Origin of the sequence: Nonomuraea typhae (genome assembly GCF_009760925.1) — a bacterium.
GTDB classification, from domain to species: Bacteria; Actinomycetota; Actinomycetes; order Streptosporangiales; family Streptosporangiaceae; genus Nonomuraea; species Nonomuraea typhae.
Window position 1 is genome coordinate 51,104 of the sequence record NZ_VRLV01000004.1, and the last position, 19,539, is coordinate 70,642.

The 19,539-nt window shown below is 71.6% G+C and carries 18 protein-coding genes; 10 read left to right on the forward strand and 8 right to left on the reverse strand.

What is annotated here, in order from left to right:
• Window positions 1-11 precede the first annotated feature (11 nt).
• Complete coding sequence (locus FVE25_RS16125) at window positions 12-1,169, forward strand: hypothetical protein (protein WP_157247765.1); 1,158 nt, start codon at window positions 12-14, stop codon at window positions 1,167-1,169.
• On the forward strand, window positions 1,166-1,879 hold the full coding sequence (locus FVE25_RS16130; protein ID WP_157247766.1) for a PIG-L family deacetylase: 714 nt from the start codon (window positions 1,166-1,168) through the stop codon (window positions 1,877-1,879). The genes FVE25_RS16125 and FVE25_RS16130 overlap by 4 nt, the downstream gene beginning before the upstream one ends.
• Here the strand turns inward: FVE25_RS16130 and FVE25_RS16135 are convergent.
• Genes FVE25_RS16135 through FVE25_RS16145 form a run of 3 tightly spaced genes read right to left on the reverse strand, consistent with a single transcriptional unit; the run spans window position 1,845 to window position 5,172 of the window.
• A complete protein-coding gene (locus tag FVE25_RS16135) occupies window positions 1,845-3,680 on the reverse strand; it encodes a N,N-dimethylformamidase beta subunit family domain-containing protein (protein ID WP_157247767.1) in 1,836 nt (611 codons plus the stop codon). The two genes, FVE25_RS16130 and FVE25_RS16135, sit on opposite strands and share 35 nt — an antisense overlap.
• Window positions 3,677-4,939: a condensation domain-containing protein gene (locus FVE25_RS16140; protein ID WP_157247768.1), complete on the reverse strand. Its 1,263-nt coding sequence runs from the start codon at window positions 4,937-4,939 to the stop codon at window positions 3,677-3,679. The genes FVE25_RS16135 and FVE25_RS16140 overlap by 4 nt, the downstream gene beginning before the upstream one ends.
• Entirely contained in the window at window positions 4,936-5,172 is a 237-nt protein-coding gene (locus FVE25_RS16145; protein ID WP_181019610.1) for an acyl carrier protein, read from the reverse strand. Before FVE25_RS16145 ends, FVE25_RS16140 begins: the two co-directional genes overlap by 4 nt.
• 207 nt (window positions 5,173-5,379) lie before the next feature.
• On the opposite strand from FVE25_RS16145, the gene FVE25_RS16150 reads away from it, so the two are divergent.
• Genes FVE25_RS16150 through FVE25_RS53855 form a run of 5 tightly spaced genes read left to right on the forward strand, consistent with a single transcriptional unit; the run spans window position 5,380 to window position 11,092 of the window.
• Entirely contained in the window at window positions 5,380-6,786 is a 1,407-nt protein-coding gene (locus FVE25_RS16150) for a class I adenylate-forming enzyme family protein (RefSeq protein WP_246267089.1), read from the forward strand.
• Window positions 6,783-8,186, forward strand: a complete 1,404-nt coding sequence (locus tag FVE25_RS16155; protein WP_157247770.1) for a condensation domain-containing protein — start codon at window positions 6,783-6,785, stop codon at window positions 8,184-8,186. The genes FVE25_RS16150 and FVE25_RS16155 overlap by 4 nt, the downstream gene beginning before the upstream one ends.
• Window positions 8,183-9,100: a thiamine pyrophosphate-dependent dehydrogenase E1 component subunit alpha gene (locus tag FVE25_RS16160; protein WP_157247771.1), complete on the forward strand. Its 918-nt coding sequence runs from the start codon at window positions 8,183-8,185 to the stop codon at window positions 9,098-9,100. Before FVE25_RS16155 ends, FVE25_RS16160 begins: the two co-directional genes overlap by 4 nt.
• On the forward strand, window positions 9,097-10,062 hold the full coding sequence (locus tag FVE25_RS53850; protein ID WP_181019611.1) for an alpha-ketoacid dehydrogenase subunit beta: 966 nt from the start codon (window positions 9,097-9,099) through the stop codon (window positions 10,060-10,062). Before FVE25_RS16160 ends, FVE25_RS53850 begins: the two co-directional genes overlap by 4 nt.
• Window positions 10,055-11,092 (forward strand): 2-oxo acid dehydrogenase subunit E2, encoded by a 1,038-nt coding sequence (locus FVE25_RS53855; RefSeq protein WP_181019612.1) that lies wholly within the window; start codon window positions 10,055-10,057, stop codon window positions 11,090-11,092. The genes FVE25_RS53850 and FVE25_RS53855 overlap by 8 nt, the downstream gene beginning before the upstream one ends.
• A 41-nt stretch (window positions 11,093-11,133) precedes the next feature.
• Here the strand turns inward: FVE25_RS53855 and FVE25_RS16170 are convergent, their stop codons facing one another.
• The 4 genes from FVE25_RS16170 to FVE25_RS16185 form a co-directional block, all read right to left on the reverse strand.
• The gene (locus FVE25_RS16170; RefSeq protein ID WP_157247772.1) at window positions 11,134-12,552 is read right to left on the reverse strand and encodes a glycoside hydrolase family 3 protein; all 1,419 of its coding nucleotides are present in this window, start codon (window positions 12,550-12,552) and stop codon (window positions 11,134-11,136) included.
• 74 nt (window positions 12,553-12,626) lie between these two features.
• Window positions 12,627-13,478 carry a carbohydrate ABC transporter permease gene (locus FVE25_RS16175; protein ID WP_157247773.1) on the reverse strand — a complete coding sequence of 284 codons (852 nt, stop codon included), beginning with the start codon at window positions 13,476-13,478 and terminating at the stop codon, window positions 12,627-12,629.
• On the reverse strand, window positions 13,475-14,497 hold the full coding sequence (locus tag FVE25_RS16180; RefSeq protein WP_157247774.1) for a carbohydrate ABC transporter permease: 1,023 nt from the start codon (window positions 14,495-14,497) through the stop codon (window positions 13,475-13,477). The genes FVE25_RS16175 and FVE25_RS16180 overlap by 4 nt, the downstream gene beginning before the upstream one ends.
• A 2-nt stretch (window positions 14,498-14,499) precedes the next feature.
• On the reverse strand, window positions 14,500-15,681 hold the full coding sequence (locus tag FVE25_RS16185; protein WP_246267091.1) for an extracellular solute-binding protein: 1,182 nt from the start codon (window positions 15,679-15,681) through the stop codon (window positions 14,500-14,502).
• A gap of 306 nt (window positions 15,682-15,987) precedes the next feature.
• On the opposite strand from FVE25_RS16185, the gene FVE25_RS16190 reads away from it, so the two are divergent.
• Both FVE25_RS16190 and FVE25_RS16195 read left to right on the forward strand, forming a co-directional pair.
• A complete protein-coding gene (locus FVE25_RS16190) occupies window positions 15,988-17,136 on the forward strand; it encodes an ROK family transcriptional regulator (protein ID WP_157247776.1) in 1,149 nt (382 codons plus the stop codon).
• A gap of 27 nt (window positions 17,137-17,163) precedes the next feature.
• Complete coding sequence (locus FVE25_RS16195; protein ID WP_246267093.1) at window positions 17,164-17,796, forward strand: M15 family metallopeptidase; 633 nt, start codon at window positions 17,164-17,166, stop codon at window positions 17,794-17,796.
• A 93-nt stretch (window positions 17,797-17,889) separates the two neighbouring features.
• On the opposite strand, the gene FVE25_RS16200 is transcribed toward FVE25_RS16195, so the two are convergent.
• Window positions 17,890-18,309: a MarR family winged helix-turn-helix transcriptional regulator gene (locus FVE25_RS16200; protein WP_157247778.1), complete on the reverse strand. Its 420-nt coding sequence runs from the start codon at window positions 18,307-18,309 to the stop codon at window positions 17,890-17,892.
• A gap of 37 nt (window positions 18,310-18,346) precedes the next feature.
• On the opposite strand from FVE25_RS16200, the gene FVE25_RS16205 reads away from it, so the two are divergent.
• Window positions 18,347-19,483: a cytochrome P450 gene (locus tag FVE25_RS16205; protein ID WP_157247779.1), complete on the forward strand. Its 1,137-nt coding sequence runs from the start codon at window positions 18,347-18,349 to the stop codon at window positions 19,481-19,483.
• The last annotated feature ends 56 nt before the right edge of the window (window positions 19,484-19,539 follow it).

Sequence of the window (19,539 nt, forward strand, 5' to 3'; positions counted from 1 at the left end):
CGGGGGAGAACATGCCGACAGTCCTGGCCGTCCTTCACGCGGAGGACGTTGCCCTGGAATTCGTCTCCGTCCTGAACCGGCACGCCGACGAGGACCTTCGTGTCCTGGTCGGCGTGCCGGCGGCCGAGCTCGTCCTGCCGGGCGGGCTTCCGTTACGCGAGCGGCTGGACCTGCTCGCGCCGCACATGGAGCCGGGCCGCAACACCGCGGACGCGCCGCCGCCGGAGTGGCTGGCGGAGCGCCTGCCGCCGGGCACGCGGGTGTGGACGCACTCGCCCGCCGACCACCGGATGCGCCGCGGCCGGTTCGGATGGACCGTGGCCCGCGTGGCCGGCTCGGTCACCTGCTCGGTGGGCGACAGCCCGCACCTGCAGATCCTCGCCGACCGGGCCGTCACGCTGGACCGGGCGCAGACGGCCGCCAAGATCTCCTTCGTCGCCCGGCACGGCTGCGCGCTCCTGGACAGCAAGGTCGCCGACCGGCTGGTCACCACCGACCGGGTCCCCGCGGTCGAGCGCTTCTTCCACGTGTGGCAGGAGGAGGCCGACCGGCTCTACGCGCTCACCGCCAGCCTCGGGGACGAGGCCGCCCTGGCCGACGACCCGTGGGAGTTCCGCGGCTCGCCGTACGAGGCCGGGCGGCTGGACGCCACGGCCGCCTGGGTGACGCGCTGGGCCGCGCCGGACGACGGGCCGGTCGTCGAGGTCGGCGCCTGCGAGGGGGCGCTGACCGCGCGGCTGCTGGCCAAGGGGTACACCGTGCGTGCCACCGAGCCGAACCCGCTCTTCCGCGAACGGCTGGAACGCGAGCAGGGCATCGTGGCATTGCCCGACAGCCTGGAGGACCTGGCCGCCCGCCAAGCCCATCCGGCCCGGATCTACCTGCTGGCCGAGATGCTGTACTACGGCCAGGACCTCGACCTTCTGCACGACCTGCCCGCCGACATGCTGCTCATCTCGCTGTCGGGCGAGCGCATGGCCGACACCCTGTGGCCGTGGGTGCGCGGTCAGGACGTCTGGCGGGTGACCGACCGCCGTGAGCTGGCCGCGCCCGCCCTGGAGACCGTCTGCGACGGCCTCGCGTACGTCCGCAAACGCGGGAGCAAGGGCCTGGCGCTGACACGGGCTGGGGCCGTCGACGAGCGGCCGCGAACCGGGGCCGCGTCGTGAGCTACCGGACCATCGTGGTCTCGCCGCACTTCGACGACGCCGCCCTGTCCGTGGCCGGGCTGCTCGACGCGCTGCCCCGCCCGGCCGTGTTCGTCACCGTCTTCGGCGGCGCCCCGCACGCCGACCGGGCCCCGTCCGCGTGGGACCGCCTGTGCGGGTTCACCTCCGCCGCCGAGGCCGCCCGTGAACGCCGTGCCGAGGACGCCCGCGCCTGCGAGCTGCTCGGCGTCGGGCAACTCGTGCTCGACAACCCCGACGCCCCCGCCAACGGGGTACGGCTGGCCGGCCTGGCCGAGTTCCTCACGACGCACGCGGGCGCGGCCACCCGGGTGCTGATCCCGATGGGCATCGGCAACGCCGACCACGCCGTGGTGCGCGACCAGTCACTCCAGGCGCTGGCGGCGGCCGGGCTGCCCGCGCCGTGGATCTACGCCGACCTGCCCTACGCCTCGGTCGTCCCCCAGTGGGGCACCGAGGCGGCGGCCCGCGCGCTGGCCGAGCACCCCAGGGCGGGCGCCCCGATCCGGGCGCTGACCTGCTCGATCGCCCCCTGCCGGACGCCGCTGGTGAAGGGCGAGGTCTGGGTGGCCAAGCGGCGGGCGGTGCTGGCCTACGCCTCCCAGCTCGCGCCGCTGGCCACCGACTTCGGCGAGGTGCTGGCCGTACCGGGACCGCTCACGCACGAGCTGGTCTGGGCGGCGCGCTTCTGAACGGCCGCCAGCGGATCGGCACGTCCCGGCCGCCCGCGACCAGCACACCGGCGTGGGCGGTCAGCACGCTGCCCGGCACCGCCAGGCCGTACTCCTCCCACGCGCCGGAGGGCAGCTTGGTCAGCAACCGGCCGTAGGCGTCGACGGCGAACAGGCGGCCGTTCATCCCGCCCAGGGTGACGGCCCCTGCGGAGGTCCCGGCGGACTCCCAGGTGGCGGAGCCGAACACCTGCCGCCACAGCTGCCCGCCCTCGGTGGCCACGTAGAACGCGAGGTCGGCGACGGCCAGGCCGACGGCCTGCTCGGGCGCCGCACCGAGGTCGCGCCAGGTCTGGCCGTCGAGCTGCAGGAGGCGGCCGTCGGCCGAGACGCCGTAGAGGGCGACGCCGCGCCCGCCCGCGGCCTCCCTGGGTACGGCCAGGCCGCGCAGGCCGGCCGGGGCGGCGGTGGCGGTGGTCCAGGGGAGGTTCTGGCCGCACAGCTCCCGCTTCAGCAGCCCGCCTCCGGCCCCGGCGGCGTACAGGGTGCGGCCGAAGACGGCCATCGCCCGCAGGTCCGCGCCGGGCCCGATCACCTCCCAGGCCGCGGGCCCGGCCGCGGAGAAGCGGTCGATGACGTTCCTGGTGATGCGGTCCACGCCGGGGTCGTGCAGGGTGTTGCCCCAGTTGACGGTGGCCGCGGTGAACACCTGGCCGAGGCCGCTGGTGAAGACGCCCATGGTGGCCATGCCGCCCTGGCCGTACGTGCTCCAGTGGCGCAGGTCGGCGGTGGCCAGGACCACGAAGGACGACGGCGTGCCGTCCCGGCAGGTGGCCCTGGGCACGCCGCCGATCTCCTCGAACTCGGCCGCGTCCGTCTCGTAGCCCAGGCAGCCCTGGCCGAACTTGTCGCCGTCGGTCAGCCCGGTGCCCTCGAAGACCCAGTGGGTGGCGAAGCGCGCGGTGTAGGACTCCTCCAGCATGCGCGGCATGTGCTCGCCCCACGCCCCGGCCCCGGCGCGGAAGCTGACGCCGGTGAGCGAGTTCTCCGGGCGGCCGGTCGCCGACCATTCGACCGTGGCCAGGCGCGGGTCGGCGACGGGGTCGGCGGAGGCGTCGCGGTGGCAGACCATGGTCTGGTTGCCGTCCTCGAAGCGGATCTGCCACCAGGCGGTGTTGCCGGAGAAGAAGGCGACGTTGCCGCCGAGGCGCACGTACTCCTCGACGGCGTCGCGCATGCCGGCGCTCCAGTACTCGTCGTGGCCGTTGACGATGAGCATCCGGTGGCGGGTCAGCAGGTCGAGCCCGTCGTGGAGGTCGAGGTTGGAGCAGAAGGCGACGTCGTAGCCGGCCGGGCGCAGCCAGCGCAGCATGCCGTGTTCCCAGCGCTCCGGGGACGGCCCGCCGCCCGGGCGGTCGAAGCGGGCCCGGGCGGCGCGCACCGGTGACTCGGTCCAGTACAGCCCCTCGCCGGGCACGCCGGACCTGTTGTACGCCTGCCAGGTGGTGAACGGCACGCTGACCAGGATCGGGGCGGTCGGGACTGCCTGCCGTACCACGAAGTAGACCTCGTTGTCCGGGCACGGCGTCTGGCCGGGCAGGCCCTGGGGCCAGGGGATCTCCGGGCCGAACCGGGCGCGGTAGAGGGAGCTGGGCCAGGCGGCGCCGATCTCGAGGGTCCAGTCGGGCGTGGCCGTACCGGAGAAGACCACGCGGTCGTCGGTGACGTCGGCGATCTCGACGGGTGCGGGTGCGGAGAGCGTGAACCGGAGCGTGGACCCCTGGAGGCAGGAGGTGGCGGCGGCGTAGGCGCTTACGGTCATCGGCGGGCCGTCTCGACGAGCATGGTCTCCAGGTCCAGCAGGTAGCGCTCGATGGTGGCGCGGGACAGGTAGCGGGTGTCGGCGGTCAGGGAGACGCCGTCGCCGGTGACGTGGACGCAGAACCGGCAGTTGAGCATGTCCTGGCTCATGGGCCAGTCCAGGCTGCTGGCGGTCAGGGCGGCGTCGAGGTCGGCGGGGGTGCAGGGCGCGGGGCCCGGGTCGGCCATGCGCATGTCGTTGAAGCAGCAGTTGGGGTGGACGGGCTCGCCTCGGTGCTCGCTCTCGGCGGCCACGACGCGGGCTCGGTCGGCGGGGTCGTGGTAGGCGCTGCGATAGGCGCGCAGGGCGGCGGGGCCGGTGGCACGCAGCACGTCGGCGAAGGTCCCGGTCACGTCCACGGTGAGCAGACCTTCCTGGGAGAGGGTGCTGACCAGGCCGAGCGTGTCGCGGCGGAAGCGGTTGGCGACGATGGGCAGCATCACGCAGGTGTCGTACCCGGCCTGCCGCCCGGCCAGCCGCGCGGTGGCGGCGAGCAGGACGGTGGAGGTGGAGGTGCGCTGGGTGTGCGCGATGGCGCGGGTGGCCAGGACGAGCGCGGGGGAGTGGAGCATCGCGCGCCAGATGGGCGGCCGCGCGGGTTCGCCGCTCGGCGTGCCGAACATCGTGGCGGGCATGCGGTGGTGCACGCCGGCCCAGTGGGCGGCGGCGGTCTGGGCCACGCGCCGGCCGTCGGGGCCGCTCTGCCAGCGGGCGAGTTCCAGCGGCTGCGGCGCGGCGGGGCCGGGGACGTGGCCGCGCAGCAGCAGCGTGCGCAGGTCGCGCACGGCGACCTCGGCGCCGAGCCCGTCGGCGGCGAGGTGGCAGAAGACGAGCACCACGTGGGTGACCGTGTCCCCGTCGGTCACGAGCGCGGCGCGCAGCGGCCATTCGCCGGTGTAGTCGAAGCGGGTGGCGGCCAGGTCTTCCAGCACCTTGTCCGGGTCGTTGGCGACGAGCTCGACGGGCAGCTCGCCGGAGGCGGACAGCCGCTGGTCCGCCGGTTCGCCGAGGCGGGTGCGCAGGGCGCCGTGCCGTTCGACGAGGGCGGCCAGGGCCGCGGTGACCTCGGCCGGGGTGCGCCGGTGGGGCACTTTGAGCACCCGGCCGAAGTTGAAGTAGTGGTCGTCGGGGGCGGTGCGCTCGATCGCCTCCCAGATCGCCCGCTGCCCCCAGGTCAGCGGCGCCGTCCCGGAGTCTCCGGCGGCGAATGCGGCGATCATCGCGTGGCCAGGCGCCCGGCCAGCGCGTCGAGGTCGTCGAGCAGGGCGACGCCTTCGTCGGTGAGGTCGATCTCGACCCCGAACTCCGACTCGACGGCGTCGATGAGGCGTAATTGCGCGATGGACGTCATGCCGAGCGCGCTGAGCGGTACTCCCGCCGTCAGCGCCTCCTGGGCGCTGATCTCGCCGTCGGAGCATTCGGCGACGAGTTCGGCGAGTCTTTCCTTGATCATCACTTGCTTGGCCTCCCGAGGGAGAGGGCACCTTACTGGAAAGATTCTTTACTGTTAGGAGTGTTCCACGGATCTTCCGGAGACCGCAAGGCCGAGGGGGGCGGGGGTTCGGGGCTTGTCTCCGTCGCGGCAGCATGCGAGACTGGCGCTCGTTGAAATAAAAGGAAAGTTTACTAATAGAAAGACGTTCGAGCGCTGGGGGCGATCGTGAGCGTGACGCTTCCCTCCCTTCTTCGCATGCGGGCCGACACCGACCCAGACCGGGTCGCGATGACCGTCCACGGCACGGGCTCGCTGACCTTCGGCGAGTGGGAGACCAGATCGGCTGACCTGGCCGGAGCGCTGGCCGAACGCGGCGTGCGCGAAGGCGACCGGGTCGGCCTGGTCTACGGCAACGGCGACTGGCTCGAGTACGCCGTCGCCTTCTTCGGCGCCGTCAGAGCGGGCGCGGTCGCCGTGCCCCTGTCGGACCGCCTGGCCCGCGCCGACGTCGACGCGATGCTCGCCCACTGTGGCGCGCGTCTCGTCTTACGCCCCGGGGAGCTTCCGAAGCCAGCGGGCGGGGGATTATCCGCGCCGCCCCCGCCCGCGCCCGGCGCCCTCGCCCAGATCCTCTACACCTCCGGCACCACCGGACGTCCCAAGGGCGTGGCCGCCACCCACGCCAACCTCGCCTACGGCTGCGGCGGCAGGCGCCGCCCCTTCGCCCACAGCAAGCACCTCGCCCACGCCTTCCCCATCGGCACGAACGCCGGCCAGTGGATGCTCGTCAACGCCGTGGACGCCCACCCCGAGACCGTCACCCTGCCCCGCTTCACCCCCGGCCGCTTCGCCCAGCTCATCGAGCACTACCGGGCGGGCACCGTCTTCCTCGTCCCGGCCATGGCCATCGAGATGCTCGCCGCCCGGGTCCACGAACGCCACGACCTGTCCAGCGTGCTGCTGCTCGGCTCGGCCGCCGCCCCGCTGCCCGCCAAGGTCGCCACCGGGCTCGGCACCGCCTTCCGCAACGCCACGATCACCAACTACTACACCTCGACCGAGGCGGCGCCCGCGCAGACGGTCATGATCTTCGATCCGGACCGTCCCTCCAGCGTCGGCCGCCCGGCCTCCGGCGGCGCCGTCAAGATCGCCACAGCGCAGGGCGAGCCGCTGCCGCCCGGCGTCACGGGCGAGGTCTGGATGCGCTCGCCCGCCGCGGTCCGCGCCTACTACGGCGACACCGCCGCCACCGGCGAGGTCTTCCGCGCCGGCTGGGTCCGGATGGGCGACCTCGGCTACCTCGACGAGGACGGCTACCTCTACCTGGTCGACCGCGAAAGCGACGTGATCAAGTCCGGCGCCTACAAGGTCTCCACCCTCCACGTCGAGGACGCCGTCTACCAGCACGCCGACGTCACCGAGGCCGCCGCCTTCGACGTCGCGCACCCGACGCTCGGCAAGGCCGTCGCGGTCGCCGTCGTCGGCCCGGTGACCCACGAGGAGCTGCGGATCTTCCTCAAGGAGCACCTGGCTCCCCACGAACTGCCCGTCCGGCTCGTCACCCTCGACGCCCTGCCGCGCAACCACAACGGCAAGGTGGACAAACACGCACTTCGAGAGGCTGTTAGATGACCGAAGCGTCCTTCACCCAGCACGGCATGTGGATCATGGAGAGAATGGGTGCGGGTTCGGCCTACCACATGCCGTTGACCATCCACTTCGCCGAGCCGCCCGAGCGCGGGCGGCTGGCCGCCGCCGTGACCCGCCTCGCCGAGCGGCACCCGGCGCTCACGACCGCCGTCGAAGAACGCAACGGCGTCCCCTTCCTGGTCCCGGCCGCGCTGCGCCCCGCGCTCGACGCCCAGCCCGGCGACGGCCCCTTCGACCTGGACAAGGGCCCTCTGGTCCGCTTCAACCTCCAGGGTGACCGCCTCCACGTGCTCGCCCACCACCTGATCTTCGACGGACAGTCCAAGGACGTGCTCGTCACCGACCTGGCCGCCCTGCTGGCCGGCACCGAGCTCGCGCCCCTGGCGGCCGCCGCCGACTTCGCCGCGGCCCAGCGCGAGCGCGTGGCCGCCCAACTGGAGGAGGCCAAGGAGTTCTGGGCGGCACGCTGGCGGGAGCCGGGCGAGGTGGCGGTGCCCGGCTCCCGGCTGCGCTCGCGCCGCGCCGGAGAAGGCGCCGTGCTCGAGTTCACGCTCAGCCCGCCCGCGCTGCCGGGGCTGACCACGTTCGAGGTGGTCCTGGCCGCGCTCCACACCCTCCTGCGCGCGTACGGCAACGCCCGGGTGACCACCGCCGTGGACCTGTCCACCCGCACCCCCGCCGAGACCGGCCGCATCGGCGCGTTCGTCAACGAGGTCCCCGTCGTCAGCGAGCCGGGCCCGGAGACCACCTTCGGCGAGTTCGCCACCGCTCTGCGCGCCGAACTGCGCCAGGTGTACGGCTTCCGCGAGGTCCCCGTCGCCCGCGCGATCCCCGGCCTGCGCCCCCACGCCGCCCTCGCCCCGGTCAGCGTCAGCTACCGCAAGGCCGGACCCCGCGTGCCCGGCTGGGAGGTCGAGTGGCTGGCGTTCAACCAGGCCGTGCGCGGCGCCTTCCAGCTCCAGCTCCTCGACGGCCCCGGCGTCCTGAGCGCCAGCCTCCGCTACGACCCGCAGGAGCTGACCGACCCCGGCCGGGTTGTGGCCGACCTGCGCGAGCTGCTCGCCCGCATCGAGCCCGGCCTGAAGCTGAAGGACCTGACCCCTTTTCACGAACTCGCCGTCGCGGAAAGCACCGAGGAGACCGTCAAGGAGACGGCCGCCACCGACGACCCGCTGATCTCCGAGATCACCGCCATCTGGGAAGAGGTGCTGAAGTTCGCCCCCGTCGAGCCGGACGACGACATCTTCGACCTGGGCGGCCACTCGCTGACCATCACCCAGATCATCGCCCGCATCCGCAAGCGCGTCGGCGTCGAGATCGAGCTGGACGACTTCTTCGACAACCCGACGATCGCCGGGCTCGTCCAGGTGATCAGGCGATGACCGCCACCCTCGACCGGGCCGCCGTGCCGCGACTGGACGACGCCGACCTCTCCCTCATGCTGGAGATCCGGGCGTTCGAGCTGAAACTGCTCGACCTGTTCGCGCGCGGGCAGCTCAACGGCACCACCCACACCTGCCTCGGCCAGGAGTACGTGCCGGTCGCCCTGCGCACCCTCCTGGCCCCGGGCGACCACGTCTTCAGCAACCACCGCGGCCACGGCCACTACCTGGCCCGCTTCGCCGACTTCGGCGGCCTGCTGGCCGAGATCATGGGCCGCGAGGGCGCCGTCTGCGGCGGCGTGGGCGGCAGCCAGCACATCCGCCGCGACGGCTACCTGTCCACCGGCGTCCAGGGCGAGAGCCTGCCGGTCGCCGCCGGCGTCGCCCTCCACCTCAAGCGCGCCGGGAACGGCTCGCTCGCCTGCGTCTACGTGGGCGACGGCACCTTCGGCGAAGGCGCCGTCTACGAGGCGCTCAACATCATCGCCCTGTGGCGCCTGCCCGTCCTGGTCGTGGTGGAGAACAACGGCATCGCCCAATCCACCCCGCTGGAGACCCACATGGCCGGCAGCATCGCCGGCCGTGCCGCCGCCTTCGGCATCGACCACACGCTGCTGACCGGCTTCGACCTGCCCGCCATCCGGGCCGCCCTCGAACCCCTGGCAGACCGGGTTCGGCAGGGCGTGCCGCTGGTCGCCGAGTTCGTCACCCAGCGCGTCGGGCCGCACAGCAAGGGCGACGACACCCGGACGGCGCAAGCCGTACGGGACGTGCGCGAGGCCGATTGGCACGCGGTGTACGGCGGCGCGCACCCCGCGCAGTTCGACGACCTGGAGCGGGCCGCCCGGGACCGCATCGACGCCATCGCCGGCGAGGTCACCGCCCGGCCGCCGTCCAGGTGGGCCGGGCCATGAGAGTCGCCGAGGACCTCAACGCCACCCTGCACACCCTGATGGCCGGCCGTCAGGACCTGTACCTGCTCGGCGAGGACGTGCTCGATCCCTACGGCGGCGCCTTCAAGGTCACCCGCGGCCTGTCCACCCGCTTCCCCGGCCGCGTGCTGACCACGCCGATCAGCGAGAGCGCGATCACCGGCGTCGCCTCCGGCCTGGCCCTGTGCGGCGACAGCGCGATCGTGGAGATCATGTTCGGCGACTTCGCCGCGCTCGCCTTCGACCAGCTGCTCAACTTCGCCTCGAAGTCGGTCTCCATGTACGGCTCGCGCGTCCCCATGCGCATGATCGTGCGCTGCCCGGTGGGCGGCGGCCGCGGCTACGGGCCCACCCACAGCCAGAGCCTGCAGAAGCACTTCGTCGGCATCCCGGGGCTGGCCCTGTACGAGATGTCGCACCTCCACGACAACCTGGCCGTCTTCGAGGAGATGCTGGCCAGGGAAGAACCCTGCGTCCTGTTCGAGGACAAAGTCCTCTACACCCGCCCGATGCACGGCGTCGAGGCGCCCTTCACCGTCGAGAACACCGGCGGCGTCGCCCGCGTCTTCCTCGACGAGCGGCCCGACTGCGTGATCGTCGCGCCCGGCGGGATGGCCCACCGGGCCCTGGCGGCCATGCGCTCCCTGCTCCTGGAAGAGGAGATCGTCTGCACGCTGCTGGTCCCCTCGCGGCTGTACCCCTTCGACGTGGACGTGCCTTCCGCACCGCACGTCTTCGTCGCCGAGGAGAGCACCGCGGGCGGCACCTGGGGCGCCGAGGTCGCCCAGGCCGTCCACCGCGCGCACTGGGGCCGCCTGGCCGGCCCGGTGACGCTCATCCACTCCGCGGACTCCGTCATCCCCACCGCTGCCCACCTGGAACGCGAGGTGGTCGTGGACGAGGCCGTCATCCATCGCGCCATCAGAGAGGTCATCCGTGGCTGAGCTGCGTGTGCCCAAGCTGAACAACAACGACACCGAGTACCTGCTGGTCGAATGGCTCGTCCCCGACGGCACGCCGGTGCACGAGGACGACGCGGTCGTGCTCGTCGAGACCTCCAAGGCCACCGAGGAACTGCCCGCCGACGCCACCGGCGTGCTGCGCCACGTGGTCAAGGCCGGGGCCTGGTGCCGCCCCGACGAGGTCATCGCCACCGTCGGCGACGACGCCCCCGTCGTCGTCGAGGACACTCCGGCGCCGAGCGAGGGGCCGCTCGTCACCGCCCCCGCCCAGGCGATCATCGACGCGCACGGCATCACCCCCGAGCAGGTCGCCGCGCTCGGCGTCCGGCTGGTACGGCGGGCCGACGTCGAACGCCTGGTGGCCGGGGCGAAGCTGCGTGAGCTGCCCCGCGTGCAACGCGCCGTCGCGCGGGCCGTCGAGGTGTCCCACCAGACGATCCCGGCCGCCTACGTGGCGGTCCGCATGGACCTGGGCCCCGCCCTGGAGCGGGCGAAGGCGCTGACCAAGGAGGTCAGGCGGCCGGTGGGCGTGGCCGAGGTGTTCGTGCAGGCGGTCGCCGGGCTGCACGACGAGTTCCCGCTGTTCTTCGCCGCCCTCCAGGGCAACCACGCGGTCCTGTCCGAGACGCCCGACATCGGGGTGACGGTGGACCTGGGGGAGGGGCTGTACGTGCCGGTGGTGCACGACGCGGCCGGCCGTACGCTCAAGGACGTCGCCGTGACGCTCATGAAGCATCGCCTGGCCGCCACCACCGGCGAGTTCAAGGAGTCCGACCTCAGCGGCGCCAACTTCGTCGTCACCCTGCACACCGAGGGCGAGGTGGAGATGGCGATCCCGTTCGTCTTCCCGGGGACCGCCTGCGCGCTGGCCGTGACCGCGCCGGCCGACGAGGGGTCCGCGCTGATCGGGCTGGCCTACGACCACCGGCTGATCAACGGCAGGGACGCCTCGCTCTTCCTGGCCGCGCTCCGGACGGCCGTGGCGCAGTGGAACGGCGGGGCAGTGGTTTAGAGACCTCCGGGCCCAGGGGTTCGGGCCCGGAGGGCCGGCGCTCAGGCGGTGAGGAGTTCGACCGCCGCCTGAGCGTTGGCCCGGGCCGCGCCGTACGTGGCGATGTAGGCGGCGCTCTCGGGGCGCCAGATCGGCAGGCCCATCTCGATCACGGTGGTGTCGGGGCGGGCGGTGACCAGCATCGTGACCAGGCGGCGGCTGGCCGAGTGGCGGTGCGCGTCCTTGACCACGACGATGAGGGATCGGCCGCTGGCGCGTTCCAAAAGGGTCTTCGCGTCCGCGTCCTCGGGCTTCAGCCTGATCGTTTCCGCTTCGGGCAGTTCCAGGCCCCAGGGCACGTCGCCGACCGCGATCGTGGGCGGCGTGTCGATCTCGACCACCAGCGGGTCGGAGAGCGGGTTGGGGGAGCCGGTCAGGCGCACCGCCCGGCGGGCGGCGGCCAGGCCGATCACGGTGGGGTCGGCGGCGGCAGCCGTACCGGTGCCGAACCACGTGCGCAGGGCTTCCACGCGGGCGGCGGCCTCCTCCAGCCGTTCGGCCGGGACGGTCGCGGCGATCTCGGCGATGACCTGCTGGACGGCCGTGTAGTCGGGGATCGGCCCGAGGCAGAGCAGGTCGGCGCCGGCGATCAGCGAGCGGGCGGCGCCACCGGCCAGCCCCACGCTCTTGGTGATCGCGTGCATGTCCAGGGCGTCGGAGACGACTGCGCCGTCGAAGCCGAGCTCGTTCCTGAGCAGGCCGGTCAGCGCGGCGGGCGACAGGGTCGCCGGGGTCTGGCCGGTCAGCGCGGGCACGGCCACGTGCGCGGTCATGACGGACTTGGCGCCGGCCTGGATGGCGGCGCGGAACGGCACCAGCTCCCGCTCGCGCAGCACGTCCAGCGTGACGTCCACGACCGGGATGGCCAGGTGGGAGTCCACCTGGGTGGCGCCGTGGCCGGGGAAGTGCTTGACGCAGGCGGCCACGTTGACCGACTGCAGGCCGCGCACGGCGGCCACGGTGTGCCGGGCCACCAGCGCGGTGTCGTTGCCGAACGAGCGGGTGCCGACGACGGGGTTGTCGTCGGCGGTGTTGACGTCGGCGTCCGGAGCCATGTCCAGGTTGATCCCGCAGGCCGCGAGTTCCGACCCGATCGCCCGGTAGACGCGGTGGGTCAGCTCGACGTCGTCCACCGCGCCCAGCGCCGCGTTGCCCGGGTACGGGCTGCCGACGTGGTAGGCCAGGCGGGTGACGTCGCCGCCCTCCTCGTCCAGGGAGATGACCGGCTCACCGGCCGCCCGCAGGCTGCCGGTCAGCTCCGCCACCTGGGCGGGGTTGGCGACGTTGAAGCCGAAGAGCGTGACGCCCCCGAGGCCGTGCTCCAGCTCCCTCAGCACCCAGTCGGGCGCCGTGGTTCCCTGGAAGGCGACGAGCAGTGTGCCGGCCGCGAGGCGGCGCAGCCCCCGATCACTCTGACTCATAACTCCTCATCACGAGGTTGGAAGCTCGCGCCGCGGCCTTTCCGGCGGGCGGCGCGAGCCGCTTGCGGGGTGCTCTAGCCCTTGACGGCGCCGGCTACGAGGCCGGAGACCATGCGGCGCTGCACCAGCAGGAAGAAGATCAGGACCGGGATCGTCATCAGCGTCGACGCGGCCATGATGCCGCCCCAGTCCGTCGAGCGCTGCCCGACGAAGAACGACAGCGCCCTGGGCATCGTGAACTTGCTGGAGTCCTCGATGAGCGTGAGCGCGAAGACGAACTCGTTCCAGGCCGTGATGAACGAGAAGATGCTCGTGGCCACCAGGCCCGGCGCGACCAGCGGGAACAACACCCGCCAGAAGGTGGTGAACCGGCTGGCGCCGTCGATCCAGGAGGCTTCTTCCAGTTCCTTCGGGACGGCGGCCACGAAGGTGCGCAGCATCCAGACGGAGAACGGCAGCGTCAGGCCGACGTTGATGACGATGAGGCCGAGCAGCTCGTTGTACAGGCCCATCTGGCGCACGTTGAGGAAGAGCGGGATGAGCAGCGCCTCGGACGGCACCATCTGCACGATCAGCAGCAGGATGAGGAAGCTCGTCCGGAAGCGGAACCGGAAGCGCGCGACCGCGGTGGCGGCCAGCAGCGCGAACACGGCGCCGATGACGATCGTGCTCACCGACACGATCGCGCTGTTCATCATGTAGGTCCAGATGGAGTTGCCGTTGATGCCCTTGGTGAAGGCGCGCTCGACGTGCTCGAGCGTCGGCGGCATCGGGAACGGGATGAACTCCGTGGTGTAGATCTGGTCGTTGGGCTTGAAGGCCGCCGAGACCATCCAGTAGACCGGGAAGATCGCGAACAGGAAGACGGCGATGCCGGCCGCGTTGAGCCCGACCTTGCCGAGCTTCTTCCGGGTCTTGGCGTTCATCGGACGTCCTCCGTCTTCACGATCTGCCGCACGTACACGAACGTGATCAGCAACAGGATCACGGTCAGCACGACGGCGATGGCCGAACCCAGGCCCATGTCGGGCGGCGGGTTGAAGGCCTCGATGTAGCTCCACACCGAGAAGTTGAAGGCTTCACGGGGCATGTTGGTGCCGCCGGCCAGGATGAACAGCTGGGTGAAGACCTTGAAGTCCCAGATGATGGAGAGCACGACCAGCACCGAGAAGACCGGTCGCAGCAGCGGGAAGGTGATCTTCCTGAAGGTCTGGAAGGCGGTGGACCCGTCCACTCGCGCGGCCTCGTACAGCTCGCTCGGGATGCTCTTCAGGCCGGCCAGGATCGAGACCCCGATGAAGGGGAACGAGGCCCAGACGACGGTCAGGATGAGCACGAGGTAGATGTCGGTCGGGTCGTTCAGCCACGGCACGCCGCTCCAGTCGGAGCGGCCGAAGACCAGGTTGGACAACCAGTCCGGCAGCAGGTTGAGCGTCCAGTTCACCACGCCGGAGTCGGCGTCGAACAGCCACTTCCACACGACGGCGGCCGAGGTCGGCGGGACCGCCCAGGCGGCCATGGTGCCCACGATGACCGTGGTGGACATCTTCGGGCCGAGCTTGTGCAGCAGCAGCCCGACGAGCGTGCCGAGGATCAGCGTCAGCGCCACCGTGATGACGGCGAAGAGCAGCGTGTTGCGTACGGCGACGCCGAACAGGTCCGATTGCAGCGCCGCGGTGTAGTTGTCGGCGCCGACGAACTCCGCGGGCAGCGGGTTCTTCGGCCGGATCTGCCGCAGCCCGACCTTGCGGAAGGACATGTCGACCATCTGGTACAGCGGGTAGAGCAGCAGCACCGCGATGACCAATAGGCCGGGCAGGAGCAGGGCATAAGGGACAAACCGCGGAGGTAGTCCGCTGGACCGGCGCGGCGGCTTCTTGGCACGCCGCGCCGAGGCGGAGGCGCGGTGGCCTCCGCCTCGGGCGATGGTTGACGTATCAGTCATCGCTACTGCTGGTTGAGGATGGACTCGAGCTCGGTGTTGGCCGCGGCCAGAGCCTCGTCCACGCTGGCCTCACCCTTGATCACCTTGCGGGCCGCGTTCTGCAGCACCGCCTTGGTGTCGTTGGCCTCCGCCCAGTTGGGGCTGGCCGGGAAGCCCTTGGCGACCGCGAAGGTGTCGGTGAACGCCTTCTGCGCGGGGTCCATGCCGAGCTTGGCCAGGGCCTCGGGGTAAAGCGGGAGCAGGCCCTCCGAGGTGGCGTAGAGGGTGCCGAACTCCTTGCCGGCCGCGACCTTGATGTATTCGGCCGCGAGCTCGGGGTTCTTGCTGTCCTTCCAGATGGCGATGTCGTTGCCGCCCTGGAAGGCCGGGGCCGGGCCGCTGCCGTCCTTGTTGGGCAGCGAGAAGAAGGCCATCTTCGACTCGTCGATCTTGCCCTTGCTCTGCTCCTTGACCTGGCTGATGTCCCAGCCACCGGTCACGTACATGCCGACCTTGCCGGCGGCGAAGCGCTGGGAGATCTCGATCGAGTTGAGGTTGAGGCGGGCCTTGCCGGACACGCCGTTCTTGGCGACGAGGTCCGTGTAGAAGGTGAAGCCCTCCTTGAAGCCCGGGTCGGTGAGCTTGCCGACCCACTTGCCGCCCTCGGAGGCGGCGAAGTCGCCGCCGGCCGACCAGACGAAGGGCGAGAGGGACATGTTGGCGTCGGAGCCGCCGTTGAAGGCGAAGCCGTCGACGTCCTTGCCCTTCTTCTCCTGGATCTTCTTGCCCGCGGCCACCAGGTCGTCCCAGGTCTTCGGAGTCTCGATCTTGAGCTCGTCGAACCAGTCCTTGCGGTAGAGGACGGCGCGGGTGCCGCCGCCCCACGGAACGCCGTAGATCTTCCCGTCGATCGTCTCGTAGCTCCACAGGTTCTGCGGGATCGACTGGAAGTCGGGGGTGGACTTGGCCAGGTCGGTGATGTCCTGGAGGGCGTCCTGCTTGACCCAGGCGGCGACCTGGTCGTTACCGAACTCGGTGACGTCGGGGCCCTCGCCGGCGGCCAGGGCGGTCGTCCACTTCTTCTGGGCGTCGGGCCAGGGTACGAACTCCACCTTGACGTCAGCGCCGGTGAGCTCCTTGAACTTCGTGTTGATGTCGTTCATGAGCTTGGTCGAGACGTCCTTGGGGGTGCCGAGGCGCCACATCGTCAGCGTCTGGCCCGCGTACTGCTTGGCGCCAGGTGCCGCGCTCGATCCCTCCGCTTTGGGGGCCTGGGACGCCTGCGGCGGTGTGGAACCTCCGCAAGCGGCCACGCCAAGCGCCAGAGCGGCTGTGGTGACCGTAGTGGCTGTGATCTTCGCGATCCTCACAGGGTTCTCCCTTCCCGGGTGCTGGCCTACGGTCCGCACCAGGCTGGCTGATCGTCAGTCCGAACGATTGCTGCTAAACTAACAAGAAACTTTATTAAAAGAAACGAACGTTAGCCGATCGTGACGAGAGGAGGCGCATCCATGAGTCGAAGCCCGGGAACCCCTCGGTTGCTGCGCCGGCTGAACGACAGATCGGCACTCGAGCTGCTCCTCTCGCAAGGACCGCTCACCCGTGCCGAGCTGGGGGAACGCACCGGGCTCTCCAAGGTAACCGCAGGTCAGCTGCTGGCCCGCCTGGAAGATCGGGGACTGGTCGAGGTCGTCGGCGAACGCGCCGGAGGCCGCGGCCCGCATGCCGCCCTGTATGCCGTCGTCCCGTCGAGCGCCTACGTCGCGGGGCTCGAGGTCCTGCCCGACAGCCTGACCGTGGGTGTGGCCGACATCACAGGTAAAATAGTTGTCGAGGTAACGGTCAATCCCAAGGGTGGGAAGGATCCGGTCAGAGCGGTGCATTCCGCTGTGCAGCGGGCGTGCGCTTCGGCCAACATCAGCCAGACGCAACTCCGCTCGTTCGTCATCGGCACCCGCGGCGTCGTCGACCCCCGCTCCGGCGACGTGCGCTTCTCCCATGACCTGCCCGACTGGCACGTCGGCGTCCTGGCCAGCCTCCGCCAGACCCTCGGCGCCTCGGTGACGATAGAGAACGACGTCAACCTCGTCGCGCTGGCCGAGCATAGGTACGGCGCGGCCGCCGGGCACGACGACTTCGCGGTCATCTGGGCCGGCATCGGCCAGGGCCTGGGCGTCATGCTCGGCGGGCGCCTGCACCGCGGCCTCACCGGCGGCGCGGGGGAGATCGGCTGGCTGCCGGTGCCCGGCGAGCCGCTGCCCTCGGACGTGCGTCACCCCCAGTCCGGCTCGTTCCAGCGCCTCGTCGGGCACGACGCGCTGACCGGCCTGGCCAAGCGGCACGGCGTGCACGGCCTGTCCGTCGCCGACCAGGTGCGCAACGGCGGCGACCGCTACCTCGACGAGGTGGCCGGGCGGCTGGCCGTCGGCTGCGCCGCCATCGCCGTGGTCCTGGACCCGGGGCTGATCGTGCTCAGCGGCGACATCGGCAGGGCCGGCGGCGTGCGCCTGGCCGCCAAGGTGGAGCAGGCCGTCGCCCGCGTGTGCCCCTCGCCCTCACGGGTCGTGACCACCGGCGTCGCGGGCAACCCGGTGCTGCGCGGGGCGCTCGTGGCCGCCCTGGAGCAGGCCCGTGAACAGGTCTTCTCCGACACTGTGTGAGAATTTGTGCCCATGGCGGGTGACATCGTGCTGATTTCGGACTCACGGGTGGCGGCAATTCCGGTGCGCGAGAACGGGGAACCGCTCGCCGACGTGCGCGGGCGGCTGCGCGTGGACGACCGGCTGGCCGACGCCGCCGGGGCCTACGCGCACCTGCGCTCCGGGCTGCTGGCGCGGCTGGAGAAGGCGGAGGGGCTGCTGCCGGCCGGGTATCACCTGCTGATCGTCGAGGGCTACCGGCCGATCGCGACGCAGCGGCGGTACTTCGAGGAGTATCGCGATGAGCTGGTCGCCACTTTCCCCGAAATGTCGCCCGGCGAGGCGCATGTCGCCGCAAGTCGGTATGTCTCGCCCGTGGAGGTGGCGCCGCACACGGCCGGGGCCGCCGTGGACCTCACGCTGTGCTCGCCCGAGGGCGTCGAATACGACATGGGCACCGCCGTCAACGACAACCCGGAGCAGAGCGACGGCGCCTGCTACACGGGCGCGCCGAACATCACGCCCGAAGCCCGCGAGCACCGCGCCATCCTGGGCGCGGCGCTGGGGGAGGCCGGGCTGATCAACTACCCCACCGAGTGGTGGCACTGGTCCTACGGCGACCGCTACTGGGCCTTCACCACCGGCAACTCCTTCGCCCTGTACGGGCCGACCGCCTTCTGAGGTTGCCCCACCCCGGCATCCTCCTCGCCCCGTACGGGGCCTACCGGGTTCTGAGGTTGCCCCACCCCCGCATCTTCCTCGCCCTGTATGGGCCTATCGGGTTCTGAGGTTGTCCAGCAGGGTGTCGAGCACGCCCCGGTAGGCGTGTTTCTCCCGCTCCGGTATCCCGGCGAACATCGCCTCCGCCAGCTCATGCCGGCTCGCCTCGATGGTCTGGGCCGCCGTGACCCCCCGCGCGGTCAGGGTGACCAGGGTGGCGCGGCGGTCGTCCGGGTGCGGTTCGCGGGTGACGAAGCCCGTGGTCACCAGGCCGTCCACCAGGCCGGTGATGTTGCGCGCGCTCACGTCGAAGACCCGGGCCAGCTCGCGCTGCTGCATCGGTCCCTCCTCGCCGAGCCGGCGCAGCACCTGTGCCCTTGACCTGGTCAGGCCGTCGGCTGCGAGCTTCCGCTCGATCTCGGCCGCCAGCAGGGCGGCCAGCTCCAGCGTGCGCTCGAACATCTCGATGGTCATATAGTGATGCACCTTCACTATGTGCTAGCTTCACGATATGCGGAATCTACCATTCGAGCGGCCCACGCCGTTCAGCCCCACACCGGTCCACGCCGAGCTGCGCCGTACCGCACCCATCGCCCGCGTCGTCACCCCGGCCGGGCAGCCCGCATGGATCATCGTCGAAGCCGAGCTGGCCCGGCAGGTGCTCACCGACCCGCGCTTCACGATGGCCCCGCCCGGCGCCCACGAGGAGAACGCCTCACTGCTCAGCGACGGCGCGGCACACGCGCGCCTGCGGCGGCTGCTGTCACGGGCCTTCACCCCGCGGGCCTTGGAGAGCCTGCGCCCCCGGATCACTGAGCTGGCCCGCGACCTCGTCACCGACCTGCGCCGCCAAGGACCGGGCGCCGACCTCGTGACCGTCCTCGCCCGGCCGCTGCCGCTCGGCGTGACCTGCGACATGCTCGGCATCGAGGCGCCCGAACGCTTCTACGCCTGGGCCGACGCCGCGTCCGGCATCACCGGGGGCGGCATCGGGTTCGAGGAGGCGTGGGCCGAGCTCAACGCCTATTTCCCGGAACTGATCGCGGCCAAGCGGGCACAGCCCGGCCCCGACCTGCTCAGCGCGGTCATCGCCGTGCGCGACGCCGACGACGGGCGGCTGAGCGACGGCGAACTCCACACCATCGCCATCTCCCTGGTCTTCGGCGGGTACCTGACCGTGGCCAACGCGCTGTCGATCGGCGTCGTCCACCTCCTCACCACCGGGGGCCTCGGCCGAATCGCGCACCTCCCCGCCCCGGCGGTGGTCGAGGAGATGCTCCGCTACTCCGCCGGCCTGAGCGGCGAGGCATTCCCCCGCCACGCCCAGGAGGACCTCACCCTGGCCGGCGCCGAGGTGCGCGCCGGCGACCAGGTCCTCGTCCGGCTGGAGGCGGCCAATCAGGACCCCGCACTCATCCCCGACCCGTCCCGCTTCGACCCGTCCCGCACCCCCAACCCCCACCTGTCCTTCGGTCACGGCCCCCACCACTGCCTCGGCGCCGCGTTGGGCCGCATGGAACTCACCGCCGCCCTGGAGGCCCTGACCACCCAAATCCCCACCCTCGCTCTGGCCTGCCCACCCGAGGACATCCCATGGACCGGCAACCCCCTGGACGACGGCCCGGCCAGCCTCCCGGTAACCTTCTAGCCCCGCCCGCTCCCAACCCACCCCGTCAGGTCCGCCTCTCTTCCCGACCACCGTCC